Here is a 19,346-nt window from a genome sequence, read left to right on the forward strand (position 1 = left end):
ATGGAAGAGGATATAACAGCGCTGCCCGCCTCGGGTCCGATGCTCTCCCGCAAGGATTTCGTATCGGACCAGCTCGTGCGCTGGTGCCCGGGCTGCGGGGATTTCGCGATTTTGGCCACGATTCAGAAGCTTCTGCCCAGCCTCGGGATTCCGCGCGAGAAGTACGTGTTCGTCTCCGGGATCGGCTGCTCCTCCCGCTTCCCTTACTACATGAACACTTACGGTTTCCACTCCATTCACGGCCGGGCCCCCACGTTCGCGACGGGGCTCAAGTGCGTCCGTCCCGATCTCCAGGTCTGGGTCGTGACCGGGGACGGAGATGGCCTTTCCATCGGAGGCAACCATCTTATCCACGCTCTGCGGCGCAACGTCGACATCAAGATACTGCTCTTCAACAACAAGATTTATGGCCTGACCAAGGGCCAAACCTCGCCGACTTCCGAGCAGGGCAAAAAGACCAAGTCCACTCCGCAGGGCTCGGTGGACTACCCCGTCAACCCCGTCAATATCGCGCTCGCCTCCGAGGCCACCTTCGTGGCCCGGGCCGTGGACACGGACCTCCCCTTTCTGACCGAGGTCCTGCGCCGCGCGGCCCTCCACAAGGGCTTGGCTTTCGTGGAGATATTCCAGAACTGCATCGTTTTCAACGATGGGGCGTGGGCGGAGGTTTCGGAGAAAGCCTTGCGCGACGACACGACCTTGACCCTCCAGCACGGCAAGCCATTGGTCTTTGGCAAGGACAAGAATCGCGGCATCCGGCTCAAGAACGGGTTTGTCCCCGAAACGGTCGAGTTCGAGCCCGGCAAGCCGCCGAGGGACCTCTTAGTGCATGACGAGAAGGCTCCCAACGCCACTTTGGCTCACCTGATCGCTCATTTGGAGCGCCCGTATTTTCCCGTGCCCCAGGGGGTGTTCCGCAGCGTGGAACGCCCGGTCCTGCACGAGCTCATAGACGAGCAAGTGGCCCAGGCCAAAAAGGCGGGCTCGGCCGACCTCCAGAAGCTTTTGGCCGGCTCCGAAAACTGGGTCGTCAGGAGCGCCTGATCCCATGAAATGCCCTGAGTGCGGCTTCGTCAACATCGCCGGGGCCGACGAGTGCGACTCCTGCCAGGCCCCTCTGGTACACCTGGAGCAATTTTCCCCCAAGCAAGGCATGGAGCGCCGCATCCTGCAGGGCACCGTGGCGAGCTTGGCTCCCCAAGCCGCGGCCAAGGTCGGCCCCGAGGAAAGCCTGTCCCGAGCCATCGAGGCCATGCGTGAGGCCAAGGTCGGCTGTCTCTTGGTGGTGGACGGCCGCAAGCTCGAGGGAATCATTTCGGAAAGGGAGCTCCTGTTCCGGGTGCCCGCCCACGCGGATTTCTCCAAGATGGCGGTCCGGGACGCCATGCGCCCCAAGCCCACCTGCCTCCAGGAGGAGGATCAGGTGGCCGACGTTTTCAACCGCATGGCGATGAGCGGACACCGCCACATGCCGGTGCGCTTCAAGGACGGGTCTTACGGCGTTGTTTCGGCTCGAGATCTGCTGCGATACCTGTGCAAGTGATGGTTTAATTTGGAGGACTTCCATGGTTGACCCCAAACCCAACGCGGACTCCCTTCTTCAATCCTTGAGCAAGAAGCCCCCGGAGGGCTACTCCCCGGGTCTGGAGGGCGTGGTCGCGGCAAAGAGCCGCTTGTGCCAGATAGACGGCGCTCAGGGCAAGCTCTACTACGTGGGCTATCCCATAGAGGAGGTCGCGGCGGGCTCCACTTTCGAGGAGTGCGCGTTCCTGCTCTGGCATGGTCGGCTTCCTCGGGCCGAGGAGCTGGAGACTCTCAAGGAGGAGTTCCGCAAGAACCGAGCCCTGCCCCAACAGGTGGTCGATTTTATAGCCATGCTGCCCCACACCTGCCATCCCATGGACGCGCTGCGCACCGTGGTGTCCCTGCTGGCAACCTTCGACCATAACCCCGAGCGCTCGCCAGAGGCGAACCTTCACCGGGCCATTTCCTTGACGGCGCAGTTTCCGACCATCATGGCGACTTTCCACCGCTTGCGGCAGAACCAAAGGCCCGTCGAGCCCCACGCCAAGCTGTCTCACGCCGCGAATTTTCTCTACATGCTCATAGGGGAGGAGCCGGACGAGTCCACCGCGCGGGTGATGGACGTGGCCCTCATCCTCCACCTCGATCATGAGATGAACGCCTCGACATTCGCCTCCCTTGTCACGGCCTCGACGCTGTCCGACCTCTACTCCGCGGTCTCCTCGGGCGTGGGAGCCCTCAAGGGCCCGCTTCACGGAGGGGCCAACGAGGCCGTTCTTAAGATGCTTCTCGAGGTCGGCGATCCCAACCGCGTGGAGGCCTACGTGGATGACGCCTTGGCCAAGAAGGTCAAGCTCATGGGCTTCGGCCATCGCGTGTACAAGAACTACGATCCGCGCGCGCGCATTCTCAAGGAGTTCGCCCGGCGCCTCTCCCAGAGAACCAAGTTCTCCCGCTTGTTCCAGATGACGGACCGCCTCGAGAAGGCGGTGATCGAGCGCAAGGGCCAGCAGGGAATATTCCCCAACGTGGATTTATATTCTGGCATCATCTACCACCAGATGGGCATCGCCACGGATCTCTTCACGCCCATATTCGCCATCGCCCGCGTGGCGGGCTGGACGGCCCACGTGATCGAGTATTGGCAGGAGAACAAGCTTTTCCGCCCCAATTCCCTCTACGAGGGGCCCGCCCCGCGCAAATTCACCCCTATTTCACAAAGATAAGCGATGAAATTATTGGAATACGAGTCGAAAGAGCTCTTCCGAGACCGGGCTGTCCCGGTCCCTCCCTCCGGCGGCGTCATCAAGACCATAGCACGGCTGCCGGCGGCGTTGAGGAAAGCCGGCAAGGGGCCATGGGTGATCAAGGCCCAGGTCCTGGCCGGAGGCCGGGGCAAGGCCGGCGGCATCAAGCTTGCCAAGACCCCGCGCGAGGCGCGGGAAGCGGCCAAGTCCATTCTTGGCATGAATCTGGTCACCCATCAGACCCAGGGGCATGGCATCAAGGTGCGTGAGGTTCTGGTCGAGGCGGGAGCCAAAATCGAGCGCGAGATCTATTTTTCCGTGGTCCTGGACCGTCAAAGCGCTGGCCCCTGCATCATCGCCTCGGCCCAAGGCGGCATGGAGATCGAGAAACTGGCCGAGGAGAACCCGCAGGCCATCCTGCGTCAGCCGGTCGACCTCTGCGCGGGTCTCGCCGACCACGCGGCTCGGACTATGGCCTTCGCCTTGGGCCTGCCGGCGGAAAGGATCGGGGAGTTCTGCAAAGTGGCCAAGGCCTTGGTCCGGCTTTTCGTGGATTACGACTGCAGCCTGGTCGAGGTCAATCCCCTGGTCTTGACCCCCAAGGGTCTTCTCGCCCTGGACGGCAAGGTGATCACGGACGATAACGCGCTTTTCCGCCACCCGGACTTGGCCAAGAAAAAGGATCATGAGGCCACAAGCCTCGAGCTGGAGGCCAAGAAGGCGGAGCTTTCCTACATAGGCCTCGACGGCAGCATCGGCTGCATGGTCAACGGCGCGGGGCTCGCCATGGGGACGATGGACACCATTCTTCTTGCCGGAGGCAGCCCCGCGAATTTCCTCGACGTCGGGGGCTCCGCCACCGAGGAGCGCGTGACCAAGGCTTTCCAGATCATCCTCAAGGACCCCAAGGTCAAGGCCGTGATGGTCAACATATTCGGGGGCATCGTCAAATGCGATCTTATCGCCTCCGGGATACTGGGAGCGATGAAGAAGGTGAAGCTCAAGGTGCCCCTGGTGGTGCGCCTCCAGGGAACCAACGTCGAGCAAGGGCGGGCCCTTCTCTCCCGCTCGGGGGTTTCCCTGATTCAGGCCGAGGACTTGTGGGAAGCGGCGCAGAAGGCCGTGGCGGCGGTGCCAGGCACGCTGCGCGAGCCAGGCACCGAGAGGAGGATCCGCCCATGAGCATCCTTTTAAATAAAGATTCCAAAATCCTGGTGCAGGGCTTTACCGGCGCGGCAGGCACTTTTCATGCCCAACAGTGCCTTTCCTATGGCACTCAGATCGTGGGGGGAGTGACGCCGGGGCGAGGGGGCTCCACGCACCTGGACCTTCCGGTCTTCAACACCGTGGCCGAGGGCATGCGGCGCACCGGGGCCCAGGCATCCCTCATCTTCGTTCCCGCCCCCTTCGCGGCCGATGCGGTCTTGGAGGCCATGGAAGCGGGGGTCGAGCTTATCGTCTGCATCACCGAAGGCATTCCGGTCTTGGACATGGCCAAAGTCAAGAAGGCCTTGGAGCTCAGCAATTTGGTCGGCAACCGGGTGCGCTTGATCGGGCCCAACTGCCCCGGTGTCATTACTCCCGGGGAGTGCAAGGCCGGAATCATGCCGGCTTACATCCACAAGTCCGGGACGGTCGGCGTGGTGTCGCGCTCCGGGACCTTGACTTACGAGGCCGTCCACCAGCTCACGCGCGAAGGCCTCGGCCAGTCCACCGTGGTCGGGATCGGCGGAGATCCCATCGCGGGCAGCAATTTCGTCGACATCCTGGAGCTCTTCGAGGCCGATACGGCCACCGAGGCCGTGATTATGATCGGGGAGATCGGGGGCTCTAGCGAGGAGCAGGCCGCCCGCTATATAAAGGAAAAGATGTCAAAACCCGTCTTCTCCTTCATCGCCGGAAAAACCGCGCCTCCCGGACGCCGCATGGGCCATGCCGGGGCCATCATCGAGGGCGGGGCCGGCACCCACGCCTCCAAGGTCGCGGCCTTGCGCCAAGCCGGCGTCACGGTGGTGGAGAATCTGAGCGAGATCGGCGCGGCGGCGGCGCGCGCGCTTCGCGGCAATTCGGCGGCGGCAATTCGGTAACTGTCACCGAATTCGAATTGCGCTATTTTGGGATATTTTTTAGCAGTTGATTGACGTCCGGCGTTCCGGAGCCCTGCGGCAGGTTTCCTGCCTTCTTGAGAAGTTCTTCCATGTCCGGCGTCTGGCCTTTCTGTTGGGCCTCTTCTGATGCGTGGTCCTGATTCTTTTTAGTCCCGAAGGACTTGCTTCGGAAATTGATGGGTCCCTTGAGGGATTTGAGCTTCGGCATGGGCACGGGTTTGTGAGCTGCTTTGGCCGGCTTACGGGGCTTGGCCTCTGGAGCCGGAGGCTCTGGCGCCGCGGTCGCCGGGACGGGCGGGGCTGCGGCCGGCTTTCTTTCCTGATAGTAGTCCGAGCCTCCTCGAATATAGTCCAAGGAAGAGTCGGTGCTTCCCTGGGGCTTCAAAGCCGGCTTCGAGGAAACCGGGGGCGCGCTCAGGGGTGCTGCGGGTGTGGCCGCCGGAGCGATGCGTCTTACCGTGGAAGCATCGTAAGCCCGGCGCGGGAACACGGCTCCTCCCAGGAGGCCCGGCCCGGCCTGGCTGCCGCTGTCCTTGATTTTAAGGTATACGGCTGCGCCAAGGGGAAGAAGCAAGGAAAGCGCTGCCCCTATGATGAGGAAGAGCGTTCGCCGTTTCCGAGGGTCTTTCTCGGCCGCCATGGCGCTAGTTTAACAGGGATCGCTCCGAGGGTCAAGCCGCCGTTGCCATGCCGCCGACTTGAAAATGTAACAATTCCCCCTTAAACTTACGTTGTATGGCCGAAGAGAACCAGCCCCTGCAGCCGCCCGCGCCTCCCGTTCCCGCGCCACTCCCGCCTCCGGTTTCTGAGAAGGAGGAGTACCAGAAGAAGCTCTCCGATCTCGAGAAGCGTCTCCAGGAGGAGCGGGAAAAGCTTCTGGTGGCCAATCTCAAAAGCCAGGAAGAGGCCGTCAACGCGGCTCGGGTCGAGGTATCCCTGCGGGAACTGCAGGAGAAGCTCAGGCGCGATAGGCGCGAGCAGGAACTCGAGGAGGAGCGGCGCAAGCTTGAGGCTCGGCTCGAGGAGCTCGAGGAGCGCCTGGCCCAGGAGCGCGAGACCTGGGTCACGACTCTCAAGAACCAGGTCCAGGCCAAGGACAACCAGGATCGAGACATCGAAATCCATTTTTCCCAGCGCCTTCAGGAGATGGAGCGGCGCTGGCTCGAAGAAAAGGCCCAGTGGCAGAAGTTGGGCCTGGCCAAGGACGAGGAGATCAGGACCCTCAAGGCCTTGAGCGAGAAGCTCAAGGGAGCCGACCTGGAGCTTAGCCGAGCCGTTTCCGATAAGAAGTGGCTCGATTCCCGCGTGGCGGAGCTCAGCCAAGAGAGGGCCGAGGCCTTGGTGCGAGTCCAGTCCGCGGCAGAGAAGGAAAAGCAGGCCATCCAGCTCCAGGCCGACCTTGTCCTGGCGCGCCGGGAGCTTTCCTCGGTCCAGGAAAAGCTGGAAAGGGAACTGCAGGCCGCGCGCACGGCGGCCAAGGAGCGCGAGGAGCGGCTTTTGGCCGAGCAGGACCGGCTGCAAAGAGATTTGGAAACGATCGCCCAGCGGTTGCGCGCCGAGGCGGACGTCGACATCCGCCGCGCCAAGGCGGAGGCGGAGGCGGAGATCCGGAAGCATAGGGAGAGCTTGGACCGCGGCGGCGCGGAGCTGCTTCGGCTCAAGGGCGTCTGCGGCGCCCTTGAGCGGCAGGTGGCGGCCAGCCGGGCCGTGATCTCCGAGCTCCAGCGGGCCAAGGCGGAATGGGAGAAAGCCCAGGAGCGAACCAAGTCGGAATTCGCATTGCTCCAGAGAAAATGGGCCGAGCGGGAGGCCGAGATCCGCGGGCAGGCCCACGCCCAGGCCGCGCAAAGCCTTGAATCCGAAAAGCTCAAGCTCAAGATGCAGGCTGACGGCGAGCTAAGGGCCTTGCGCGAGAATTTGGCCCAGCAGATCGGCCTCGAGAAGGAGGCGGAGACGCGGTTGAGAGAGCTCCGCCTCAAGGCGGAGCTCGAGACCCAATTCCAGGCCGAGAGGGAGCGCTTGCATCAAGAGCTCCTAAAAAAAGACTCCGAACGCCAAATTGAGGCGACCCGCCTTTCCCTCGAGTTGGAGAAGGCCCAGGACCAGAACCGCGCCCTGCAGGCGCGCCTGGAGGAGCTTGAGCGTCTGAGCTCGGCGCAATCGGCCCAGGTTTCCCAGACCCGGCATGATCTCGAGCGCTTGCGCCTGCAGGCCGAGCGAGAGAGGATCCTTCCTCCGTTCCCGCCGCCTTCGCCCTGACCTCAATATTTCCTTTGCGGGAAATGATAAAATGAACGCTTCATGATTTATTTCGATCATAACGCCACGACTCCGGTGCGCCCCGAGGTCCTGGAGGCGATGATCCCTTTCCTCAGGGAGGATTTCGGAAACCCCAACAGCCCCTATTGGCTGGGCCAGCGGGCCAGGAAGGCGGTGGAGCTGGCCCGCGAGCGGGTAGCGGTCCTTCTTGGGGCCGCGGATTCCCAGGAAATCGTCTTCACCTCCTGCGGCTCGGAATCGGACGTCATGGCTATCTCGGGGGCGGCTTGGGCGGCCTTCGACGAAAGCTCTGGCAAGCGCGCTCATTTGGTTTCAAGCGCGATCGAGCATGACGCGGTGAGGGGCATCCTCAAGCTTTTATCCCGGAGGGGATTCCGCGTGGATCTGGCGGGCGTGGACTCTCAAGGCCGCGTGGATGCGGCCGAGGCCGCGAGCCTGGTCGGCCCGGCCACCGCTTTGGTGTCGGTCATGCACGCCAATAACGAGGTGGGCACGGTCCAGCCCATAGAGGCCTTGGCGGCCCTGTGCCGCGAGAAGGGCGCTCTCTTGCATGCCGACGCCGTGCAGTCGGCCGGCAAGATTCCAATCGAGGCGGCCAAATGGGGGGTGGATCTTCTCTCGATTTCCGGGCATAAGCTCAACGCCCCCAAGGGAGTCGGGGCGCTCTACGCGCGCAAGGGGCTGCGTTTGGCGCAGACCATCACGGGCCACCAGGAGAAAAACCGGCGGGGGGGCACGGAAAACGTTGCTTCCATCGTTGGGCTGGGGGCGGCCTGCGAGCTCGCCCGCAAGGAGATGGAGGAACATGCCAAGGTTTACCAAGCCTGGCACCGCAAGCTCGTCGAGGGGGTTCTGCGCATTCCCAGGGTCGGCTTGAACGGGCACCCCAGCTTGAGACTGTGGCACTGCGCGCATTTCAGCTTCGAGGGCCTCGATGGTCACCATTTGGTGGTGGCCCTGGACATGGAGAAGATTTGCGTCTCGAGCGGGCCGGCCTGCTCAACGGGTTCCTCGCTTGCCTCCCACGTCCTGACGGCCATGGGGGTCCCGGCGGGGCTTGCGACAGGGTCCCTGCGGGTCTCCTTTGGCTACGGCAACTCCGAGGCCCAGATCGACCGATTCCTCGAGGTCCTGCCGCGCGCGGTTTCAAGCCTGCGCCAGGCCTGTTCGGCGGGCGCCAAGCCGTGAAGGGCAAGGCGGTCGTCGCCATGAGCGGGGGGGTGGACAGCTCGCTTGCCGCGGCCCTGATGGCGCGGGAGGGCTGGCAGGTCTCGGGAGTCACCTTGAAGCTCCTGCCCGGCGTCTCGACGGGCTTTGGCTGCTGCGGCTCTCCCTCCGATATCGATGACGCCAAGAGGGTCTGCGAAACATTGGCAATCCCCCACTACACCTTGAACATGTCCGAGCTTTTCGAGGACAAGGTCGTGAAGCCCTTCGTCGAGGCTTACCTCGGCTCTCTCACGCCCAACCCTTGCGTCGAGTGCAACCGCAGCCTCAAGTTCGGGCACCTCCTGGCCTTGGCCAAGGCCTGGGGGGCCGAAGCCCTGGCGACCGGACACTACGCCCGCGTCAAGGACGGGCGGCTTTACAAGGCAAAGAACGAGGACAAGGACCAAAGCTATTTCCTCTATAGTCTCTCCCGTTCGGAGCTGTCCCTGGCGCGCTTTCCGGTGGGAGAACTCTCCAAGAGCGAGGTGCGCGCCCAGGCCAGAGCCTTGGGGCTCAAGACAGCGGACAAGCCAGAGAGCCAAGAGATATGCTTCGTGCCGCGTCGCGATTACCGAGGTTTTCTCAAGGCCAGGCCGGAGTTCTCCCGTGAGGACTCGGCCCCCGGGCCCATCGTCGACACTTCGGGCCGTTTGGTGGGCCGCCATCAGGGGCTTTCCTCCTACACTGTCGGCCAGCGCAAGGGCTTGGGTTTGCCGGGCTCGCGGCCGCGCTACGTGGTGGGGCTCAAGGCGCGAGAGAACGCATTGGTGGTGGGAGAGGCGGAGGAGACCTTCTGCTCTGAGTTCACGGCCGGAGAAGTGTCCTGGACCCAAGGCCGGCCTCCCGAGGGCTTGCGGGCGCGAGCGCGCATTCGCCATCGCCATCCTCCGGCCTGGGCGAGCCTTGCGCCGCGTCCGGGCCGCGAGGTCTCGGTCCGGTTCGACGAGCCTCAAAGGGCGGTGACCGCTGGCCAGGCCGTTGTCTTTTACGACGGGGAAGAGGTCCTAGGGGGCGGCACCATCTCGCCCCAGGGAGGCATCCAATGAGGATTTGGCTCGGCTTCATGATTTTAGGAGGGCTTCTATCGGCCCTCGGCTGCCAATCCTCCCGCGATGAGGTGATCTCGCGCGAGACCGAGCTCAATTTGCAGGAGGCCGACGCCCGCACCAGGGAGCTGCGGACCATTTCTGGCTTGGCCAAGCTTGAGGCGAGCCTTTCGGATTACTACAAGGCGGAAAAGCATATCCCAAAAGCCCTAGAGGACCTCATCCCCAAATATTTAGCCGAGATGCCCATGGCAGAGACCGGGGTGCGCGGCCATAAGGACACGACCGAGGTCCGGATTTACGGCTTCGACGTCCTCCGGGGCGGGCAGATAGACGGGTCCCGGCTCAAGGATACCGGGGGCTGGGGCTACGTCTACAACGACAGGCAAATCGTGGTTTTCGTCGACTGCACCCACAAGTCGAGCAGCGGCCGGCCTTGGTACCAAGAACGCGGCGTTTACTGAGAATAGTAGGCGAGCAAATCCGAGGCGGTGGTTATTTCCTCGCCGGGCTTCATTCTCCGCCGGCTCCAGTGCTTGGCATAGGCCAGCCCCAGGTGGGAGAGGGCGTGGAGATGTCTCAGTCTCGGGTGTTTCTTTAGGAACGCCTTCAGGCCCGCATAGGGCAGATGGTAATGGGGGATATCGTGGATGGGCGCTCCCTCCAAAGTCTCTTCATGGGTGCGGCAGGGCTCCTGGCGCCCCAGGAGCCGGCAGGCCTCGTCGGTCGTGGCCTCGGCCATGAGCCGGAAGTCCGACATCTTGCCTCCGCCGATGGTCAGCAGTCCCGCCACCGCGTCGCGCCGGGCGTGGTCGAACACCTCGAACTCGCGGGAGAGAAGCTTCTCGTCGCCGGCCTGCCCCAGGATGGGGCGGATGCCCAAGGTCAGGGCGTCGTAGGCTTGGGGGAAATTCGGGAAATACCGTTTAACCGAGGCCAGGAGGTACTGGACCTCCTCCTTGGAGGAGCGCGCTGCGTCCGGATCATCGGGAGCGGGGATGTCCGTGGGTCCCACCAAGGTTCCCTCCGGGGAGGGAATCACGAAGATAGAACGCCCTCGGTCCACGGCCTCGAGCAAGAGCCCCATGGGGACGAGCTTCTTCTTATAGAGCAGGTGCGTGCCCTGGCGCAGACGCAGGGGGATTTGTATGCCGGCCAGGCCGGCGGTGCGCCCGATCCAGGGACCCGAGGCGTTGACGACCAGGCGCGCGCGGATTTCCTCTCCTCCCGCGATCACTCCCTCCACCCGGCCCACGCGGCGCAGAAGGGCCGTCACTCCGGCGTGGTTTTGGAGAACGGCCCCATGGCGCTTTGCCGACGCGAGATTCTTGGCCACAAGCCCTACGGGGTCCACCCACCACTCGTCGAAGCATATTCCCCCGAGCAGGCCCTCAGGCGCTAGGCCCGGCAGCTGGTCCAGCATGGCTTGCCGCGAGAGGCGCAGGTGGGGTTTGCCGCCCTTCATGGCCTGGAAGGGGTCATACTCCTCGAGCAAGGTCTCCACGGTTTCGAGGCCGTGGGCATGGCCTCCGTAGACCGGCCAAATGATGGGCAGGCGCCGGAGCATGGGCCCCGCCAAGCGCAGGATATGGCCCGAGTCCCAGCAGGTGGCGTGGGTGGTCAGGCGGTCATAAAGCAGGTAGCGCAGGCCTCCATGGATGAGATGGGTCGAGGCCGCGGTGGTGGCCCGTCCCGGCTCGGATTTCTCCAGGACCAAGGTCTTAAGGCCGCGCATGGCGCAGTCGCGCGCCACCCCGGCGCCGGTGATGCCGCCTCCGATCACGACGACATCGTACGGGGCGCTTTTGTCGGCCATTCTGGAGCAAATGATATAATTTTACCGTGTCGAGGCCGAAATTTTACCTGATTCTTGCCGCATTCCTCCTCTTCTGCCTCTCCGGGGCCTGGGCCTTGAGGCGCCTCCTTATGGGTCTTCCAGACATCCGGACCCTCGAGGACTACACGCCTTCGCTCACGAGCCGCCTTTACGATGCCAAGGGCGAGATCGTGGCCGAGTTCTCTATCGAGAAAAGGGCCCTCCTTGCCTTGGCCAAGATCCCTCAGAACCTCCAGAAGGCGGTGATCGCCGTCGAGGACGACCAGTTCTACGGTCACTGGGGCCTGTCGCCGCGGGGCATCCTGCGCTCGGCCGCGGTGAACTTGGTCTCCCGCCGCGCCGCACAGGGGGCCTCCACCATTACTCAGCAGTTGGCGCGTAAAATCTTCCTCTCCCCCCAAAAGAAGCTGGTGCGCAAGCTGCGCGAGATGCTCCTGGCCATCCAGATCGAGCGCAATTTCTCCAAGCCCGAGATACTCCAGCTTTACCTCAACCAGGTCTATTTCGGGGAAGGAGCCTACGGGGTCCAATCCGCGGCCCGCAATTACTTCGGCAAGGAGGTCTGGGATCTGGATTTGTCGGAGTGCGCTCTCTTGGCCGGGCTCATCCAGCTTCCGGTGCGCACCTCCCCCTTCGTCCATCCGGAGCGCGCCCGCAAGAGGCGCAACATCGTCCTCCAGCGCATGTATGAGGAGCGCATGATCTCGGCCAAGGAGCGCGACGCGGCCTCTGAACAGCCGGTGCCCATCAACAAGCCCCTGGGTTTCGTGACCCAGGCGCCTTATTTCGCGGAGCACGTGCGCCACCGTCTCGAGCAGACCTACGGCTACAACGCCCTCTGGCGCGGGGGCCTCAAGATTTACACGAGCCTGGACCTCAAGATGCAGAAGATGGCCGAGGCCGTCATGGAGAAGCGCCTGGCGGAGTTCGACGAGAAGGCTCTCAAGGAATGGGAGGCTAAGCGGGCCCAGGCGGACTTGGCGGCCGAGGGCGTGGAGATATCCACCGTGCCTCCCGCCAAGATACAGGGCGCCTTCGTGCTCATGGACGTCAAGACCGGAGCCATCAAGGCCATGATCGGCGGCCGCGATTCGATATTCAACCGCGCCACCCAGGCCCGCCGCCAGCCCGGCTCCACCTTCAAGGCCTTCGTCTGGGCCGCGGCCTTGGGCTCTGGCATGACGGCCGCGTCTTTGGTCGACGACAACCCCTTGGCGTACTATTACGACGGCAGGGATTGGCGGCTGCTGGAGGGCGCCACGGATCAATATTCGATCAATCTGGCGACGGCCCCCTTCGCCCAGTCCCCCGACTTCAAGATTTGGGTGCCCAACAACTTCGACGGGAAATTCCTCGGGACCGTCACTTTGCGCAAGGCCCTGGCGCTTTCGCGCAACGTGGCCTCGGTGAGGCTTATCGAGCGCGTGGGGCCGGCACTGGTCGTGGACATGGCGCATCGGGCCGGCATCAAGTCCGACCTAGACCCGGTGCTCTCTTTGGGCTTGGGATCCTCGGTGGTGAGCCCGCTCGAGATGGCCGGGGCCTTCGCCGCGTTCGCCAACGGCGGCATTGCCGTGACTCCCTATACCGTCTTGCGCGTGGAGGACTCCAGCGGCCGCCAGCTCCAGGAGCATGTTCCCTCGGAGAAGGAGGCCATGAGTCCCCAGCTTGCCTACCTCATGACCAACCTTCTCAAGGGCGTGATTCAGTCCGGAACCGGGACCTACGCCCAAAGGCTCAAGCGGCCCTTGGCCGGCAAAACCGGGACCACCAACGACAATCGCGATCTTTGGTTCATAGGCTACACCCCGGACGTGGTGGCCGCGGCCTGGATGGGCTACGATGATTTCTCCTCCTTGGGCCGCAAGGACTGGACCGGAGGCTCCACGGTGCTGCCTTGGTGGACGGAGATCATGGAGGAGGTCCTCAAGGACTACCCCAAGCGCGACTTCTCGGTTCCGAACGGGGTCACCTTCCAGAAAATCGATTCGACCACCGGGATGCTGGCCTTGCCCACCTGCCCGAGGAAAAAGATATTCCTCGAGGCCTTTATCGAGGGCACCCAGCCCAAGCAATTCTGCAGCGTGGACCACTCCCAGCCCCTGGAGTCCCAGCTTTCTCCCGAGGCAATGCCGGCCCCCGGTATCAGCCAACCGGCCCTGGCCGTACCCGCCGCCGGCGCTGTTCCCGCCGAGGGAGAAATCCCCGAGTCCCTGCCGAGCGATGAAGAGCTCGAGAAATCAGCCGAACCTTTATTGTTGGAGTGATCTAAACATAGACGCGCGGCAGGTGGGCGCTGGCCGCGGTGCGGCGGACGGGCAGGGCGACGCAGTCCCCGACCTTGGCGTCGGGGACGTTGCTTACGTCGAGCAGGACATGGGAGATCCCGCAGCGCCCAACGAAGGGAGTCTTGCTCGCCTTGAGCATGCCCCAGTACTGGAAGCCAGGGCCGAAGCTGATCAGTCGCTCCGCCGGTTCCATGGTGAGCCCGTCCGAGTAGCCCGCCGCGACGGTCGCTACCGTCATGCCGCGCGGGGCCACGTATTCGCTGGCGTAGCCGATAGAGCTTCCCTTGGCCATCCGGCGCAGGGCGATGATGCGGGCCTTGAAGCTCCAGGGATTTTTGAGGCGCGACGCGCGCGCCCGGGTCGGGTTGATCCCGTAAAGGAGATTTCCCACGCGGACCTGGTCCATTTGCCAATGCGGGAAATCCATGAGCACCGAGCTGTTGGCGGCGTGGCAGCAGAGATCCGGCAGGCGCCGCTTCAGGGCTTGAGCCGCGCCGGCGAAGGCCCGGAGCTTCTCCTCCGCCTCCACCGCGTTCTTGCCCGGCAGGTAGTCGATATGGGTCGAGATTCCGGCGAGCCGAAGCCCCGGGAACCTCTCCAGGGCCCTCAGGAATTCGGGCAAATCCTTGGGGAGAATGCCCCAGCGGCCCAGCCCGAAGTCAAGGTCCAAGTGGACGGGAATCCGGGCCGAGCCCGCGCGGGCGTTCAGCGCCCGGGCCTGGGCCAGATCGTCTATGGTGGGGACGAGCCTTAGGGCGAGGACTTCCCCGGCATTGGCGGGGAGCAGCGGAGACAGGACCTGGATCGGGGCCTTGATTCCGGAGCGGCGCAGGGCCGCGGCCTCGGAGGTCGTCAGCACCCCCAAGAGGTCGGCTCCCGCCTTGAGGACGGCCTTGGCCACTGGAGCCGCCCCGTGGCCATAGGCGTCGGCCTTGACCACGGCCATGAACCGGGTCCCGGGCTTGAGCCGCGAGCGGACCCATTTAGCGTTCGAGGCGACGGCGTCGAGGTCTATTTCGACCCACTTCAGGGGGAGCACGGCGAAATTATAGCTTTTTGTCCAACGGGCCCTTGACGGAGCGCAGATAGGGGCTCTATAATACGCCGTGTTCGTTGGGGGGTAAAAAATGACTGATAATGCCAAGATTCTCTTGATTGCCGCGGCGCTTTTGAATCCCGGCTGTGCCAGGGCGGAGGAAAAAGCTCCGAGCTTGGACGTCCGCATGCTGAAGGAGTGCCTTGAAAAGCAAGCCGGCAAGATCGCGGCTCCACAACTGGCGAAGGACCAGGCCTCCCTTGCCGTTCCCGCGGACCAGAAACTCCATCTGAGGCTCTTCGGACAGGGGCAATTCATCGACGTCTGCAAGGAGACTTCTCCGGGCAAATTCGAATGGACCTGGGAGCGGCAGAGGATGGCCCTTTATTGCGGGAACGATTCGTTGAGCGGCTACGTCGCCTATTATTATCACGCCGACGGCGAAGGGGTGAAGTTTAGGGATGGGACGCGGTTTGCCATAGAAGACAAGGATGCGGCGGTCGCGCAAAATGCCGGGACCAAGGGTTGGCAATGGTCCAAGAAGAAGCTCGCTAGCTCCTCGCAGGGAGAGTCCGGTCTGCCAGCGAAAAATTTATCTTTCGTCCAACAGCTTGATTTCGATTGGGATCCCAAGGATGCCCAAAGAAATAAGGTGTACAGAGACGCCGCGGGCAAGCCCATGGCCGCCGCTTGCGACGCGGCCAACAAGGACAAGAGAGGTTACGCGGGGTACAAGGGCCTCTTTTATTTTTACGGTCCTTCCGTAGCCGCAAAATAGCTCTCCTTCGTAATTAGTAGAATACCCCCGTGAAACTGCGCATGGGCACCCGGGGCTCGGCCTTGGCCTTGGCCCAGTCCGGGTGGCTTGCCTCGGAGCTGAAGAAATCCTGGCCGGAGCTCGAGGTGGAGACCGTCGTCATAAAGACGAGCGGCGACCTTTTCGCGGTCCAGGCCCCTCGAAAGGCCTATGAGCTCTCGGAGGGGACCAAGGGCCTCTTCGTCAAGGAGATCGAGGAGGCCTTGCTTGCCGGCCGGATCGATTTCGCGGTGCATAGCGCCAAGGATTTGCCCGCGGACCTGGCCCCGGGCCTCTTCATCGCGGCCTACCCCAGGCGCGAGGACCCCCGCGACGCCTTCGTCGGGCGGGGCGGGAAAGCCCTGGCGGAGCTCGCGCGTGGGGCCGCGGTCGGGACCTCGTCCCTGCGCCGAAAAATACAGCTTCTCCAAGCCCGGCCCGATCTCGAGGTGGTTCCCTTGCGCGGGAACGTGGACACGCGGCTCAAGAAGCTCGAGCGGGGCGAGTTCGAGGGCCTGCTTTTGGCCTACGCCGGCCTTTCCCGCCTAGGCCGGGCCTCCGTTCCCCATGAGAAAATTCCCGTGGGAGTCATGCTTCCCGCTCCCGCCCAGGGGGCCTTGGCCGCGGAGGCTCGGGAAGATCGGCCTGAGGTCGCCTCGCGGCTGGCCCGCCTGGACCACTCGCGGACCCGCCTCGAAGTCGAGTTCGAGAGGGCTTTTCTCAAGGCTTGCGGGGGAGGATGTTCCGTGCCTTTGGGGGCGCTCGCGCGGGCGGAAGGGGCCTCCGTCGAGCTTTCGATTTTTTGGTCCGATCCAGAGGGCCGCGCTCCCAGGCGCTTGAGCGGAGTCTGCCGAGACCTTCCCCGGAGGGACTCCTTCGCGGCGGAGCTCGCCCGGGAATGCGCGTCGTAGGCCTTCCCGGCTCCGGGGCTTGGGGCCATTTGGCGCGATCCTTGCTCTCGGGAAATCTCCCGCCGGGCTTTGCGCCGCCTTCGTTCAGGGGCCGGCTCCTGCTTCTGGCCGGGGACCCGAGCGAGCTCGAGGACATGGCCGACGCCTTCGCGGCCCTGGCCCCGCTCTTCGGCGGGGAAAATCCGCCGGTGGCCCTGTTCGGCGAGGAGGCCTCCTTGGGGCCGCTCGAGGCCCTGCGCGCGGGGGCGCGTTTGGTCCTGGCCCCGCCCGAGGCCCTGGCCAAGACTTGGCCTGCGCGGGCGGATTTCGAGGCGAGGGGATTCGAGCTCAAGGCCGGGATGGCTCTTGGGCGGACTCGGTTTCTCGAGCGCCTGTCGGAGGCCGGCTACCGGCGGGTGGATTTCGTCGAGAGTCCGGGCGAGTTCGCGGCGCGCGGGGCCGTGGCGGATTTCTTCAACCCCCATCCCGCCAAGGCCGTCCGCGTCCTCTTCGACGAGTCCTCTGTCGTTTCCATGCGCAGCTTCGATCCGGTCAGCCAGTCCACCTTGGATTTCGTGGGGGAGACTCGCGTCTCCCCTGAGAGCCTCGATTCCCGCTCCGCCAGCCTTTGGGACTGGATGGGGGAGGACGCCGTGGCGGTGGCTCCCGAGAGCCTGGAGGTTGCAGCCCCCGCCTCGGCCCGGCTTTGGCGCGCCGGGCGCATCCTGGAGCTATCTGCCGAGGACCTGGATTTCGGGGCCCGGCCCCACCCCTCCCACGGCGCGGGGCCGTCCGCGGCCTGGGCCGAGATGAAAGCCCGGGCCCGGGAGGGCTGGAGGGTCATTCTTTATTCCCTCAACCGGGGCGAGGACTCCCGCGCGCAGGAGATTCTGGAGGCTGAGCTCTCACCCGGGCAGTGCCAATTCCTGATCGGGCCCTTGAGGCAGGGCTTCCTGCATCCCGGCCTCAAGCTCTGCGTCATGGCCACCTCGGAGATTTTTTCCCGGCATTACCGGCCGAGCCGGGCTTGGCGCTCCCTCAAGGCGCCGGCGGGCCAAGCCTTGCGCTTTCGGGAGCTCAAGAAAGGGGATTATGTCGTGCACCAGGACCACGGCATCTCGCGCTACCGGGGCCTCACGCCGATAGAGTCCCCGGGCCACGGGGCGGTGGACTGCCTGCATCTGGAGTTCCGCGGCTCGGATACCTTATACGTTCCCATGGCGGAGTTTTCGCGCATCCAGAAATACTCCGGCGCCGAGGGCAAGCGCCCGCGCCTGTCCTCTCTCGATCGCCGCAGTTGGGAGGAGGTCAAGCACCAGGTGCGCGAGGGAGTGCGCGAGCTCGCCCAGGAGCTTCTCAGGATACAGGCCGAGCGCGCCGGCCGCCCCGGGCACGCCTTCCCCCCGGACTCGGCCATGGAGCGGGAGTTCGCCCAGGCCTTCCCTTACGAGGAGACAGAGGACCAAAACAAGGCCATAGCGGCGGTGATGGAGGACATGACGGCCGGCCGGCCCATGGACCGCCTGATCGTGGGGGACGTTGGTTTCGGCAAGACCGAGGTCGCCATGAGGGCCGCCTTTAAGTGCGTGGCGGGCTTTAAGCAGGCCGCGGTCCTGGTCCCGACCACTATACTCGCGGACCAGCATTTCAGGACTTTCTTGGAGCGCCTGGCCGACTATCCGGCGCGCCTGGGGCTATTAACCCGCTTCCAGAAGCCGGCCGAGCATAGCAAGGTCCTCGAGGGCCTCAAGGCCGGGACTGTGGACATCGTGATCGGGACCACCCGGCTCCTGCAGAAAGGGGTCGCCTTCAAGGACCTGGGGCTGATCATCGTGGACGAGGAGCACCGCTTCGGGGTGCGCGACAAGGAAAGGCTCAAGAGCCTGCGAAAGACCGTGGACATCCTCTCGCTTTCGGCCACCCCCATCCCCCGCACCTTGCACCAGGCCATGTCCGGGGTGCGGGAAATCTCTCTCATCCAAAGCCCGCCCGTCGGCCGCCAGCCGATTACGACCAAAGTTGGCCCGTGGGACGAGGCCATCGTGGCCTCGGCCATTTCCGAGGAGCTTTCGCGCGGCGGGCAGGCCTATTACGTGCACAACCGGGTCCGCACTCTTGCCGAGTGCCTGGACCATCTCAAGAAAATCGTGCCAGAGGCGCGCTTGGCCATGGTCCACGGCAAGATGAAGGCCGAGGAGCTGGAGACGGCCATGTGGGACTTCTTCAACAAGAAATTCGACGTCCTGGTCGCCTCCACCATCATCGAATCCGGCCTCGACATCCCCTCGGTCAACACTTTGCTCGTGGAGGACGCCCATGAATTCGGGCTGGCCCAGCTCTACCAGCTGCGCGGCCGCATCGGGCGCGAGAGCCGAAAGGCCTCCTGCTATTTCTTCTACCCCAAGCGCTTCGAGGAGTTCTCGGCGCTGTCCGAGGAGGCTCGCCAGCGGCTCGAGGCCTTGAGGGAGTTCGCGGATCTTGGCTCCGGAATCAAGCTCGCGATGCGCGACATGGAGATGCGCGGGGCCGGGGAGCTCCTGGGTGCCAGACAGCACGGCTTCATGAACGCGGTCGGGGCCGACTTCTACGCTCAGATGCTGGGCGAGGAGGTGGAGCGTCTCTCCGGGAGCCTGCGGCGGGAGGACGACTCTCCCGTGGCCTTGGACTTGAACGTCGCGGCCTATATTCCCGAGAGCTACCTGCCCGATGAGATGGCGCGTCTCGAGTTCTACAAGCGCATACTCCGGGCCGCCCCTGGGGAGTCGGAGAGCCTCCTCCGGGAGCTTGAGGACTTGTCCGGCCCTGCCCCCCAGCCAGTGCTCGACCTTCTGCGTCTGCTCAACATACGGTCCCGGGCCAAGGACGCCGGGGTCAGGTCCTTGGCCCAGAAGGGCCGGGAGCTCGAGGTTCATTTTAGGATAGAGGCTCCCTTGGAGCCCTCCGAGTTCCTGAAATGGGCGGAGAGATATCGGGGGCGCTTGAAGTTCCTTCGCTCCCTGGAGGGAGACGGGTTCTCCCTCGACTTGGGCTCCGAGACGGCCCTCGACTGGCTCGAGGGATTCTTCGCCGGGCTCCAAAAATGATA

16 protein-coding genes are annotated in these 19,346 nt (G+C 64.1%); 13 read left to right on the top strand and 3 right to left on the bottom strand.

Features of this window, described 5'->3' with window-relative positions:
• Genes HY921_08820 through sucD form a run of 5 tightly spaced genes read left to right on the top strand, consistent with a single transcriptional unit; the run spans nucleotide 1 to nucleotide 4,858 of the window.
• Nucleotides 1–1,044 carry a 2-oxoacid:ferredoxin oxidoreductase subunit beta gene (locus HY921_08820; protein ID MBI5630972.1) on the top strand — a complete coding sequence of 348 codons (1,044 nt, stop codon included), beginning with the start codon at nucleotides 1–3 and terminating at the stop codon, nucleotides 1,042–1,044.
• 4 nt (nucleotides 1,045–1,048) lie between these two features.
• Nucleotides 1,049–1,543, top strand: coding sequence for a CBS domain-containing protein (locus HY921_08825; GenBank protein ID MBI5630973.1), 495 nt, complete (start codon nucleotides 1,049–1,051; stop codon nucleotides 1,541–1,543).
• 22 nt (nucleotides 1,544–1,565) lie between these two features.
• On the top strand, nucleotides 1,566–2,750 hold the full coding sequence (locus tag HY921_08830) for a citrate synthase (GenBank protein ID MBI5630974.1): 1,185 nt from the start codon (nucleotides 1,566–1,568) through the stop codon (nucleotides 2,748–2,750).
• Between the two features lie 3 nt (nucleotides 2,751–2,753).
• Nucleotides 2,754–3,953 (top strand): ADP-forming succinate--CoA ligase subunit beta, encoded by a 1,200-nt coding sequence (gene sucC / locus HY921_08835; protein MBI5630975.1) that lies wholly within the window; start codon nucleotides 2,754–2,756, stop codon nucleotides 3,951–3,953.
• Nucleotides 3,950–4,858 carry a succinate--CoA ligase subunit alpha gene (gene sucD, locus HY921_08840; protein ID MBI5630976.1) on the top strand — a complete coding sequence of 303 codons (909 nt, stop codon included), beginning with the start codon at nucleotides 3,950–3,952 and terminating at the stop codon, nucleotides 4,856–4,858. The genes sucC and sucD overlap by 4 nt, the downstream gene beginning before the upstream one ends.
• Before the next feature lie 22 nt (nucleotides 4,859–4,880).
• Here sucD and HY921_08845 read toward each other — a convergent pair whose 3' ends face one another.
• Complete coding sequence (locus tag HY921_08845; GenBank protein ID MBI5630977.1) at nucleotides 4,881–5,519, bottom strand: hypothetical protein; 639 nt, start codon at nucleotides 5,517–5,519, stop codon at nucleotides 4,881–4,883.
• Between the two features lie 95 nt (nucleotides 5,520–5,614).
• On the opposite strand from HY921_08845, the gene HY921_08850 reads away from it, so the two are divergent.
• From HY921_08850 to HY921_08865, 4 genes are read left to right on the top strand one after another with little or no spacing between them, the layout of a single operon-like run.
• Nucleotides 5,615–7,138, top strand: a complete 1,524-nt coding sequence (locus HY921_08850; GenBank protein ID MBI5630978.1) for a hypothetical protein — start codon at nucleotides 5,615–5,617, stop codon at nucleotides 7,136–7,138.
• A 42-nt stretch (nucleotides 7,139–7,180) separates the two neighbouring features.
• Nucleotides 7,181–8,347 carry a cysteine desulfurase gene (locus tag HY921_08855; protein MBI5630979.1) on the top strand — a complete coding sequence of 389 codons (1,167 nt, stop codon included), beginning with the start codon at nucleotides 7,181–7,183 and terminating at the stop codon, nucleotides 8,345–8,347.
• Nucleotides 8,348–8,367: 20 nt separating this feature from the next.
• Nucleotides 8,368–9,414 (top strand): tRNA 2-thiouridine(34) synthase MnmA, encoded by a 1,047-nt coding sequence (gene mnmA / locus HY921_08860; protein ID MBI5630980.1) that lies wholly within the window; start codon nucleotides 8,368–8,370, stop codon nucleotides 9,412–9,414.
• A complete protein-coding gene (locus tag HY921_08865) occupies nucleotides 9,411–9,878 on the top strand; it encodes a hypothetical protein (GenBank protein ID MBI5630981.1) in 468 nt (155 codons plus the stop codon). Before mnmA ends, HY921_08865 begins: the two co-directional genes overlap by 4 nt.
• Here HY921_08865 and HY921_08870 read toward each other — a convergent pair.
• Complete coding sequence (locus HY921_08870; GenBank protein ID MBI5630982.1) at nucleotides 9,872–11,230, bottom strand: FAD-dependent oxidoreductase; 1,359 nt, start codon at nucleotides 11,228–11,230, stop codon at nucleotides 9,872–9,874. The genes HY921_08865 and HY921_08870 overlap by 7 nt on opposite strands.
• 26 nt (nucleotides 11,231–11,256) lie before the next feature.
• Here HY921_08870 and HY921_08875 point away from each other — a divergent pair, with 26 nt between their 5' ends.
• Nucleotides 11,257–13,518 (top strand): transglycosylase domain-containing protein, encoded by a 2,262-nt coding sequence (locus tag HY921_08875; protein MBI5630983.1) that lies wholly within the window; start codon nucleotides 11,257–11,259, stop codon nucleotides 13,516–13,518.
• Between the two features lies 1 nt (nucleotide 13,519).
• On the opposite strand, the gene alr is transcribed toward HY921_08875, so the two are convergent.
• Complete coding sequence (gene alr, locus HY921_08880) at nucleotides 13,520–14,578, bottom strand: alanine racemase (GenBank protein ID MBI5630984.1); 1,059 nt, start codon at nucleotides 14,576–14,578, stop codon at nucleotides 13,520–13,522.
• A gap of 88 nt (nucleotides 14,579–14,666) precedes the next feature.
• Here alr and HY921_08885 point away from each other — a divergent pair, with 88 nt between their 5' ends.
• From HY921_08885 to mfd, 3 genes are read left to right on the top strand one after another with little or no spacing between them, the layout of a single operon-like run.
• Nucleotides 14,667–15,353, top strand: a complete 687-nt coding sequence (locus tag HY921_08885; protein MBI5630985.1) for a hypothetical protein — start codon at nucleotides 14,667–14,669, stop codon at nucleotides 15,351–15,353.
• A gap of 29 nt (nucleotides 15,354–15,382) precedes the next feature.
• Nucleotides 15,383–16,282: a hydroxymethylbilane synthase gene (gene hemC, locus HY921_08890; GenBank protein MBI5630986.1), complete on the top strand. Its 900-nt coding sequence runs from the start codon at nucleotides 15,383–15,385 to the stop codon at nucleotides 16,280–16,282.
• Nucleotides 16,270–19,344: a transcription-repair coupling factor gene (gene mfd / locus HY921_08895; GenBank protein MBI5630987.1), complete on the top strand. Its 3,075-nt coding sequence runs from the start codon at nucleotides 16,270–16,272 to the stop codon at nucleotides 19,342–19,344. Before hemC ends, mfd begins: the two co-directional genes overlap by 13 nt.
• Nucleotides 19,345–19,346 lie beyond the last annotated feature (2 nt).

The sequence above is a fragment of the Elusimicrobiota bacterium genome (assembly GCA_016218575.1).
Classification (GTDB): Bacteria; Elusimicrobiota; Elusimicrobia; order UBA1565; family UBA9628; genus JACRDN01.